The sequence below is a fragment of the Sphingomonas sp. 66-10 genome (assembly GCF_001897045.1).
GTDB classification, from domain to species: Bacteria; Pseudomonadota; Alphaproteobacteria; order Sphingomonadales; family Sphingomonadaceae; genus Sphingomonas; species Sphingomonas lycopersici.
Genome location: NZ_MKRR01000166.1, coordinates 25,233 through 34,789, shown reverse-complemented (window position 1 = coordinate 34,789; position 9,557 = coordinate 25,233). Strand labels below are relative to the sequence as shown.

The 9,557-nt window shown below is 67.8% G+C and carries 9 protein-coding genes; 1 reads left to right on the top strand and 8 read right to left on the bottom strand.

The window, feature by feature from the left end; all coding sequences use genetic code 11:
* Positions 1-567, top strand: a 567-nt coding sequence (locus BGN95_RS26020; RefSeq protein ID WP_502688357.1) for an LLM class oxidoreductase, incomplete at its 5' end; no start/stop codon positions are given.
* Between the two features lie 39 nt (positions 568-606).
* On the opposite strand, the gene BGN95_RS26015 is transcribed toward BGN95_RS26020, so the two are convergent.
* The 8 genes from BGN95_RS26015 to BGN95_RS25980 all read right to left on the bottom strand — a co-directional run.
* Positions 607-2,916, bottom strand: a complete 2,310-nt coding sequence (locus BGN95_RS26015) for a TonB-dependent receptor (RefSeq protein WP_286774516.1) — start codon at positions 2,914-2,916, stop codon at positions 607-609.
* Between the two features lie 152 nt (positions 2,917-3,068).
* Positions 3,069-3,533 carry a nuclear transport factor 2 family protein gene (locus BGN95_RS26010; RefSeq protein ID WP_265313139.1) on the bottom strand — a complete coding sequence of 155 codons (465 nt, stop codon included), beginning with the start codon at positions 3,531-3,533 and terminating at the stop codon, positions 3,069-3,071.
* 3 nt (positions 3,534-3,536) lie between these two features.
* The gene (locus BGN95_RS26005; RefSeq protein ID WP_286774515.1) at positions 3,537-4,781 is read right to left on the bottom strand and encodes an MFS transporter; all 1,245 of its coding nucleotides are present in this window, start codon (positions 4,779-4,781) and stop codon (positions 3,537-3,539) included.
* A gap of 147 nt (positions 4,782-4,928) precedes the next feature.
* On the bottom strand, positions 4,929-6,065 hold the full coding sequence (locus BGN95_RS26000) for a helix-turn-helix transcriptional regulator (protein WP_286774514.1): 1,137 nt from the start codon (positions 6,063-6,065) through the stop codon (positions 4,929-4,931).
* A gap of 32 nt (positions 6,066-6,097) precedes the next feature.
* Positions 6,098-7,240 carry an MFS transporter gene (locus BGN95_RS25995; RefSeq protein ID WP_286774513.1) on the bottom strand — a complete coding sequence of 381 codons (1,143 nt, stop codon included), beginning with the start codon at positions 7,238-7,240 and terminating at the stop codon, positions 6,098-6,100.
* Positions 7,241-7,389: 149 nt separating this feature from the next.
* The gene (locus tag BGN95_RS25990) at positions 7,390-8,115 is read right to left on the bottom strand and encodes an SDR family NAD(P)-dependent oxidoreductase (RefSeq protein WP_286774512.1); all 726 of its coding nucleotides are present in this window, start codon (positions 8,113-8,115) and stop codon (positions 7,390-7,392) included.
* Positions 8,116-8,119: 4 nt separating this feature from the next.
* Positions 8,120-8,869, bottom strand: a complete 750-nt coding sequence (locus BGN95_RS25985) for an SDR family NAD(P)-dependent oxidoreductase (RefSeq protein ID WP_286774511.1) — start codon at positions 8,867-8,869, stop codon at positions 8,120-8,122.
* The coding region (locus tag BGN95_RS25980; RefSeq protein ID WP_286774510.1) for an FAD-dependent oxidoreductase at positions 8,869-9,557 on the bottom strand (689 nt) is incomplete at its 5' end. The genes BGN95_RS25980 and BGN95_RS25985, both read right to left, overlap by 1 nt.

Sequence of the window (9,557 nt, the reverse complement as noted above, 5' to 3'; positions counted from 1 at the left end):
GCCGGTTCGCGTGGCATCGGCGCTTTGGTGCTGGGCTTCTCCGGACCCGATGAGATCGCCAAGAAGAATGCGATCTACCGCGAGGCATTCCGCACCCGCGCGGCGAGGGATCAGGTCGGCTTCCGCCCGACCGAGCATCTCGCGGCCTTATGCGCCTCGGTGGTGCTCGACGATCGCGAGAAGGCGCGGCGGATCGGGTTGCGCGGCCAGCGTTTCTTCGCCGAGGCGATCGCGCATTGGTATCAGGGCGGGCCGAAGCCGACGATCGATGAGGAGCTGACCGGCGATCAGCAGGCGGCGATCCTCCAGCAGGAGAAGGAGGCGGTGGTCGCCTATCTCTCGGAAGAGAAAATCCCGGTCGGCGACGAGGTGACGAGCAATTACACCGTCGCGCAGGATGCTTATGGCACGCCCGAGGATTGCATCCGCTATGTCCAGCGGTTGTTCGACTCGGGCGCCGACGAGATCCTGTTCCTGTTCCAGATGGGCGGCGTGCCGCACGCCGCGATCATGGAGACGATCCGCAACATCGGCGAAAAGGTCATCCCGCACTTCCGGGGGAAATAAACCCAGGCATATGTGTCCCCGCCTTCGCGGGGACACGATTCAGAACGCGAACCCCGCAGTCAGCCCGAAGGTGCGCGGCACCTGATAGACGCCGATCACCGTGGTCGACAGATTGCGCGCGAATTCCAGCGCCTTGTTGTCGGTGAGATTCTGCACCCAGGCGCTGACCTTCACCTTGGTCCCCGCGACCGGCAGGTCGAACACCGACAGCCGCGCGTTGATGTCGAACCGCGAGGGCAACGTCGTCAGATTGCCGGTCGCGCTGTTGGGCAAAGGATCGCTCAGCCTCTTGTCGCGGAAGAAGCCGTCGATGCGGAGCGAGGCATAGCTGCCGTTGGAGAGATGCACGAAATCATATTGGCCGCCGACGCTGGTGGTGAACCGCGGTGCGAGCGAATTGACCGGGCCGTTGACCGGATCGGGCGACAATTTGTTGTCGAGATAGCCGAACGAGGCGTTGAAGGTCAGCCCGGCGGTGGGGAGCGCGGTCAGCTCGAGCTCGAAGCCATTTTCGCGCGCCGTGGGGGCGGAGATGATATAGGTCCCCGCCGCGGCGGTGAACGCCAGCGTCTGCACGTTGCGCCGATCGGCGTGGAACAGCGCCGCGTTGATTCGCAAGGTCCGCCCGATCAGGTCGCCCTTGAAGCCGATTTCGTAGCTGTTCATCGTCTCGGGCTTGAACGGGATCCCGCCGACCACCCCGCCGGAAAGATAGCCGGTCGCGAACCGCGCATAGGCGCGCATATTGGGGTTGAAGATCCAGGTCGCGGTCGCGTCGAAATCCCAATGATCGCTCGACGCGGTGAAGGTGGCGGCGGGGATCGCGAAGGGCCGCAGCCCGCCGGCGATGATCCTCTCCAGCCGGTCGTCCTTGGTGTAGCGGAACCCGCCAACCAGCTCGATATGATCGGTCTTGTAGGCGAGGTGGCCGTACCCCGCGATCGACTTGTTGCGCACCGCGACGTTCGATCCCGCGAGATAGTCGCTCGGCACCCCGAACAGGCTGGTCGTCGTCCCGGTGCCGGGCCCCTGGCTGGGGACGATCGTGCCGTCGGTCGGAAACAGATCGCCGAGAAACACCGGATTGTCGTCGCGCCCCACCTCGCGGAACCAGAAGCCACCGAGGATCCAGTCGAACCGCCCGGTCTTGCCGAGCAATTGCACTTCCTCGCTCCATTGGTTCTGGTGGCGATCCTCGACGCTGCTGATCACGGTGAACGGCCGCCCCGTGCCGGTGAACGGATCGACCAAAGCCGCGCCGTCGATATCGTTGCCGCCGACGAACTCGTCGAGCTTGCGATAGGCGGTGATGCTCTTGATCGAGATATCGTCGGTCACATCGTAGCGCAGCGTCAGGCTGTGGCCCTGGATGCGCAGCCGCGACGGGGTGGTGAAATCGAGCGGCAACGCATCCTGCCGCCTGGTCGAGGGCGGGATGACGACGCTTGCGCCGCGATAGATCGCGCCGGCGGTGGCGGCGAAGCTCGGATCGAAGCCGAGCAATTGCTGGCCGAGCTGGGTGCTGACCTTATCGGTATAATCGAATTTGTAATCGGCGACGAAGCGCCCGAGATCGAGCCGCGCCGCGACGCCGACCGCATCGGTATTCTCCGCGCCGAAGCTGTCGGCCGAGCGGATCGTGCCGAATGGCGCGGCGAAATTGTAGCTGCGCCCCGGGGTCAGGTTACGGACATAGCCGTCATGCTGATCGTGGAGGTAGCTGACGCGGACCGAGAGCGGGCCGAGCGCGGGCAGGTTGACCGTGATCTTGCCGCCGTAACGATCGAAATTGCCGACCGTCGCCTCGGCCCTGATGCCGAACGTCCCGGTCGGCGCGGCGGTGATGTAATTGATCGCGCCGCCGGTCGAATTGCGGCCGAACAAGGTGCCCTGCGGGCCGCGCAATACCTCGACGCGCTCGATATCGGCAAGATCGAACGCGGTGCCGGCGGGGCGGCCGAGATAGACGCCGTCGATATAGAGCCCGATCCCCGCATCGCTCTCGAACTTGAGCGAACCGGTGGAGATGCCGCGCAGATAGAATTGCGGCGCACTGGCCGAGCCGAACTGTCGCTGGACGTCGAGATTGGGGACGGTCTTGCCGATATCGGCGAAGCTCTTGATGTCGAGCGCGGCGATCTGCGCCTCGTTATAGCCGGTGACCGCGGCGGGAACGTCCTGCAGCCTTTCCTCGGTACGCCGCGCGGTGACGACGACATCGCCCAGCCCGGTAGGCGCGCGGCTCGTCTGATCGGTGGGCGGGGGTGCCTGTTCCTGCGCCCGGGCCAGCGCCGGGCACAGCGCCGCGGCGGCCGAAAAGCCAAGCAACATCGCGCGCGAAAACCGCATCGTTCCTCTCCCCAACCTGCCCGATTGTTCGGGCTTTTGCGTTGGGGTGAGCTTCAGCGAGGTGGGCGCGCGCCACTACGTCCAAATTGACTAGGGCGGCGGGAAAATCGCCCCTTCTTCTCCCCTCCCTGGTGAAGGGGGGAGTGATGTCGTCAGTTGGCCCGGCTCGGCCGGATCACGTCGAGCGCGCGGCCGTGGGCGGTGAGGTCGCCGATCAGGTCGTTCGCCATATGCCGCTCGACGAACCGCCAGCGGCCGTCGCGCTTCTCCACCGTGTCGCGATAATCGCCGCCGATCACTGCGCGCAGCGGCCCGTCCGGCACCTGCTGGAACACCATGACATAGGAACTGACGATCGCTCGATCTTCCCCCGCGGGCATGATCATCACATTGGCGAGCATGTGGCGCGTGCGAGGGGTGCCGTCGGGATAGACGATCACCCAGTCGCGGAATGCCCGCGCATAGGCCGCCGCGTCGCGATCGGCGAGCAACGTGCCGCCGCTATACACCCGCGCCTCGGCGAACAATTGCCCGACCGCGTCGAAATCGCCGCGATCGAGCGCATAGGGATATTGGAACAGCAGATTCTGGATCGCGAACCAGTCGTCGGCCTGCATAGGTCACTCCTTGGAGAATGCGGCGGTCTTGTGCCGGGCGAAGGCGGCCGACCGGCGCGTGCGGCGCTCGGCGGCGAGCAGCGGCAGCAGCACCAGCGCGGCGACGAACAACAGCCCGATCGTCACCGCGACCGGCAAGGCATAGCTACCCGACCGGTCGTAGAGCAGCCCTGCGAGCGGGGTCATTCCGAACAGGAAGGGCAAGGTAGCGATGCTCATCAACCCGAAGACGCGCGCGAAATTGGCCGGGCCGAACAAATGGCTGAAGATCACCCCTTGCGTTGCCGACACCCCCGCGCCGCACGCGCCGATCAGCACCGCATCGATCACCAGCGCCGGCACCCCGACGGGCGCGAGCAGGATGAAGAAGGTGGCGGATTGCAGCAACGCGTTGGCCATCAGCGCGCCGACCCCGCCGATCCGGTCGGCGAGCCAGCCAAACAGCGGCGAGCCGAGCATCCCCGCGCCGCCCGAGATCGCGAGCAGCAGGGTCGCGGTTTCGGCGCTATGGCCCTGGCCGGTGACGATCGCGACGAGATGGCTGATCTTCATGATCCCCGCGCCGACGATGATGCCGCCGGCGATCGCGAGCAGCCAGAATTCGCCGCGTATGAGGATCGCGCCCGATCCCGCACCGAGGTCTTTGCCCGCGCTTGCGCCGGCATAAGGGCCGTCGTGCACCGCAAAGGCGAAGGGCAGCACCGCGAGATGCGCGACCGCGACGCAGGCGAAGACCGCGCTCAGCCCGTGCGCCGCGAGGATCGCTGTGCTGGCGAGCGGGACGAGGGTGATGAACAATGGCATGTTGACCAGCCCGAGCGCGCGCCCCGGCCGGTCGCCGAACCAGCTCGACACCAAGGTGTTCGACGGCAAGGCCCCGAACATGACGAGGCTGGGGCCGATGATCAGCAGATAGATGGCGAGCGCCGCGCGGATATCGTCGACCAGCGCGAGCGACGCATAACCCCCCGCACCGAGCACGATCCCCGCGATCATCACGCGACGGATCGGCACACGGCGCACCAGCACCGTGCCGAGGAACGGCGCGAGCAGCGACAAGCTGACCACCGCGAGCGAAACCCCGAGCGAGGCGAGCGTGCGCGTGGTGCGGAACTGCGCCTCGATCGCCAGCACGATCGCGCCGAACGACCCGAAGGTGAGGCCGGTCGCGCTGTTCTGCATCAGAAAGGCGAGCGCCGCCATCCGCCACGCACCGGGCGGCGGAAGCGATTGCGGGGGACCGGTCATGGCGCACCTCTCCGTCGCGCCGGATCGGCCCGGTCGCATGTTTGCCGCGAGCATAGGGCGCGCGGCGCGCGGCGCTTAGTCCGTTTGGAGGAGATGGGCGTTTGGCTCTCCCATTATCACCCCGATCTTGAGGCGGGGTGATGTGGCTTACGCCGCGCCGCGCTGATGCCCCGCCAGCTCGGGCATGCTGGTGTGGATCAGATGAACGAGCTGCGACTGCCGGCACACCCCGGTCTTGGCGTAGATCGCGCGGAGATGCGCGCGCGCGGTGTTGATCGCGATCCCCAGCCGATCGGCGCTGTCCTGCACCGTCAGCCCGTTGGCGAGGCACGCCGCGATGCGCGATTCGGTGCGCGTCAGCTCGAACAATTCGCGCAACGCGTCGCTGGTCACGTCGAACTGCCGCTCGGGATCGCCGAGGAACAAGGCGATCGCGGGCGCGCTGCCGGCGTGGAGGAAATCGGGGGTCGCCACCGGGCGCGCGACCACGCCGAGATCGCGCTTTCCCGACGGGCGCTGGACGCGGAAGATATGCCCTTGCGCATCGCCTTCCTCGCCCGGCACTTTCTTGAGGAAGGCGCGGAAGGCGGCATCCTGACCGGGGGTGGCGAGCACGATCCGCGTGCCCGATAGCGCGATCCCGTCCGTCTCCTTCAATATCCCGTCGGCGATCGAATTGTGGCGGATGACGTTATACTGGCGATCGAGAATGATCGTACCGACCGCGAATTGCTCGATCGCCCCCGAATAAACCGCATGTTCGGAGCGCGACGCTTCGAGCCGCTGGAAGATCTCGATCGCCTGCCGCAGATGCGGGACGATCGCGGCGCAGCGCTGCCGGTCCCCGGCGGTGAAGGCGCTGTCGCCGCGCGCGCGGGTGATGCGCAGCCGCGTCTCGAATCCGCCGCTGCCGTGGAGATCGACCCCCAGGATATGCGCCGCATCCTCGAATTGCAGATAGTCGCGGTTGAATTCGGATTCGGTGAAATCGCCGAGGAAATCGTGGAGCGACACCACTTCGCCCTCGGGCAGATTGACGAACGGATCGATGCGGAAGAGGTGATCGCGATACGCCTCGATATGCGACGGGTCGGCGGTCGGGGTGATCATCAGGCTCGGCGGGGTCGCCGGCGAGCGGGTGATGATCAGCGTCGCATGTTTGGCGTGCATGTACTGGCGCAGCCTGGAGAGGAAGGCGCGCCACGGCTCGTCCTCGACCAGCGATCCGTAGAGCGCGGTGATCAGCGTGAGCAATTCGCTCGTCGTGGCCTGTTCTGCCGGCATCGTCGCCACGAAGCTTAGCGGTTTCGCGAGGGCTAACAAGGCGCGGCGCTCCGACGGAAGGCGGCGAGCGCCGCGAGGAGCAGGCCCAGCGCCGAGGTCGCGACGCCGACGCCGATGAACGCGCCGTTCGCGCCCAATGCCGTGCGCAGCGGATCGGCGGCGAGCGGGTTGAGGAACTGGCCGATGAACATCGCGCTGATCATGATGCTCGAGGCGCGGGCGTGGAGCGCATGCGGGGTGCGGCCGAGGATCGTCGATCCGATATTGGGCTCGACCAGCCCCGCGCCGACGCCGATCACTGCGAAGCCGATCAGCAACGCCGGTGCGCCGCCCGCGGCGGCGGCGATCAGGCATCCGGCGCCCATCAGCAGCGCGGTCGCGGCGAGCAGCGGCAGCGCGTCGACCCGCGCGCGCAAGGCAGCGAACATCGCCGAGGAGAGCGTCGCGCCGAGCGGACAGGCGGCGACGATCAGCCCGGCGGTCGCGGCGCCCTCGATCCCCTTGGCGGCGACGAGGAACGGCCCCTGGATTCCCGGCATGAACATCGCCAGCGTGAAGGCGAGGATCAGCGCATAATAGAGCATCAGCGGCTTGAGCGCGGCGAGGCTGCCGCCACGCGGCGGGCGCTCCCCGGCGACGCCGCGCTCGACCGCCAGCAGGACGAGGATGAGCACCGGCACGCCGAGCAGATAGAGCGAGAAGGCACCGCGCCATCCGAACAGGTCGACCAGCCGCCCGCCGAGCACCAGCCCGCCGATCGCCGCCGCCGACGAGACGCTGACGATATTGCCGAGCACGCGCTCGCGCCCGCCCGGCGCGTACCAGCGCCCGACCAGCGCGAGCGTGCAGGTCTGCAACGCGCCGCCCGAGAGGCCGAGCAGCAACCGCGTCGCAGCGAGCGCGGTGAAGCCGGAAAGCAACAGCCCGGCCGATCCGGCGACGGTGAACAGCGCGGCGGCGGCGGCGAAGGTGGTGCGGATGCCGATCCGCTCGCACGCGATGCTCGCCGCGGGCGCGCCGAGGATCAGCATGATCGCCGGCATCGTCATGATCATCTGCGCGAAGAACGCGCCGTCGCGCCCCGGCGCGAGATCGCGTGCCATCGCGGGCAGCGCCGAGGCGACCGCCATCGGGATCAGCGCGACGAGGGCAGGGGCCGCGAGCGCGAGCGTCACGCGGCATTGCGCTTGAAAAGCGAGGCTGGCTTTACCCACCACCGTCAGGCCGGGTTCGATTTGATGACCACCCCGGCCTTCGCCGGGGTGGTCGGGATCCAGTCTGGGCTCCCGCCCTCGCGGGAGCACAAGCGCGCGCGGTCAGCCACTCATGCCTCCGCGATCATATAGCCGCCGCTTGCCACCAGGCATTCGCCGGTGACGAACGCCGCGGCGGGGCTAGCGAGGAACAGCACCGGGCCGGCGATATCCGCAGGGTCGCCCCAGCGGCCGAGCGCCATGCGTTGCGCGGTGCCGGGGCCGTAGACCGGGTCGTCGGCGAAGCGCGCGGTCATCGCGGTGCGCACCGGGCCGGGCGCGACCGCGTTGACCCGGATCCCGCGCGGCCCCCAGCCTTGCGCGAGCGAGCGGGTCAGCAGCAAAAGCCCGGCCTTGGCGGCGCTGTATCCGGGGAAGATCGAATTGCCGAAGATCGCCATCATCGACACGATCGATACGACCGCGCCGCCGCCCGGCATGTCGCTGCGCTCGAGCAACGGCGCGAGCGCGGTGGTCAGGCGGTGCACGCCCTTGAGATTGACATCGATTGCGGCGTCGAAATCCTCGGGCGCGCTCGTCGCGCCGGCGTTGTTGATCAGGATATCGAGCCGGTCGAACGACGCGGCGAGCGCTTCGGTGCTGGCGTGGTCGCCGAGCTGGAAGCGGCGATAATCCGCGCCGGGCAGCGCGGCGGCATAATCGCGCGCGGCGGCGCGGGTGCCGGTAATCGCCACCTCTGCACCGCCTTCGAGAAACGCCTGCGCGATCGCCGCGCCGATCCCGCTCGTCGCCCCGGTCACCAGCACCCTGCGCCCGGTGAAGTCGAACCCGTTCATATCCTCACCCCGCGGTCTGGCCGGCGTCGACCGGCAAGGCGATGCCGGTGATCTTGCGCGCCGCGTCGGAGGCGAGGAAGGCGACCGCTTCGGCGATATCCTCCGGCTCGCACAGATCGCCGAGCTTGGGCGCGTTGCGCATCACCAGCGCCATATCGACCCCGTCGGGGAGCGCGACGCTGCCGTGCATCGCGGTCTTGACCCCCGTCGGGCAGATGGCATTGACCCGCACTCCAGCAGCGGCGAACTCCACCGCCAGCGATTTGGTCAGCGCGTTCACCCCCGCCTTCGCCGCGCAATAAGCGGTGGTATAGGGGATGCCGACCAGCCCCGCGGCCGAGCTCATGTTGACGATCGTTCCCTTGCTCTCGACGAGGTGCGGCATCGCCGCTCGGCACATGTGGAACACGCCGGAAAGGTTGATGCGCAGCATCCGTTCCCAGCGCGCGTCGTCGAACGTGTCGAGCGGTCCCCAGTCCATGATCCCGGCGATGTTGCACAGCACATCGAGCCGCCCGGTCGCCGCGATCGTCTCGGCGACGAGCTGGCGGCAGGAAGCAGCATCGCCCGCGTCGAACGGGATCGCGATGCATCCTGTTCGGGTGACGCGGTCGATGTCCTTGCGAACCTTGCCAAGCGCCTCGGCATTGACGTCGGCGATCACCACTCGCGCGCCGCGTACCGCGAGCAGTTTCGCGGTGGCGCGGCCGATCCCCGATGCGGCGCCGGTGACCAATGCGATCCTGCCCTGCATCAGATCGTCTCCGCCAGTTGCGCGGCATCGTGCATCGCGCCCTCGATATAGCCGACCCCGGTGCAATCCCCGGCGGTGTGGACGCTGAAGCCCGCGGCGCGCAGTTGTTCGGCGAGCGTGGTGTCGCCGGTCGCGCCCTTGGCGACGATCACCTCGTCGGCGTGGATCGTGCGCGTCTGGCCGAGCGTGTTGCGATAGCTCACCGTCTTGTCGCCGATCGCGATGTCGCTCGCCTCGGGGAGCAGGGTGACGCCCAGCTCCTTGAGTTCGTCGAGTACCCGCCAGCGCCGTACCACCTGAAGCCCCGCGCCGAACTTCGCGCCCTCGTCGAGCACAATCACCTTGCGCCCGCGCTTGGCGAGGAATTCCGCCAGCTCCAGCCCGACCAGTTCGCCGCCGACGATCGCGACCGTGTCGCCGAACGGCATCCAATATTCGCTCGCGGTGCGGATGAAGCCAGGGCGTTTGGTGAGCCCGGTCATCGCGCCCGCCTTCATCGCCGCGCGGGTTGCCCAGCCGGTCTTGTCGGCGATCGCGCCGAGATCCTGCCCGAGCATCAGCTTGCGCATATCGTCGCCGCTATAGACATTGGCGCGATCGGCGCCGGGGATCGCGGGCATCGCGCGCCGCGCGCCGGTCGCGACCACCACTTCCTCGACTCCCATGTTGCGCAGCAATTCCGGAGTGG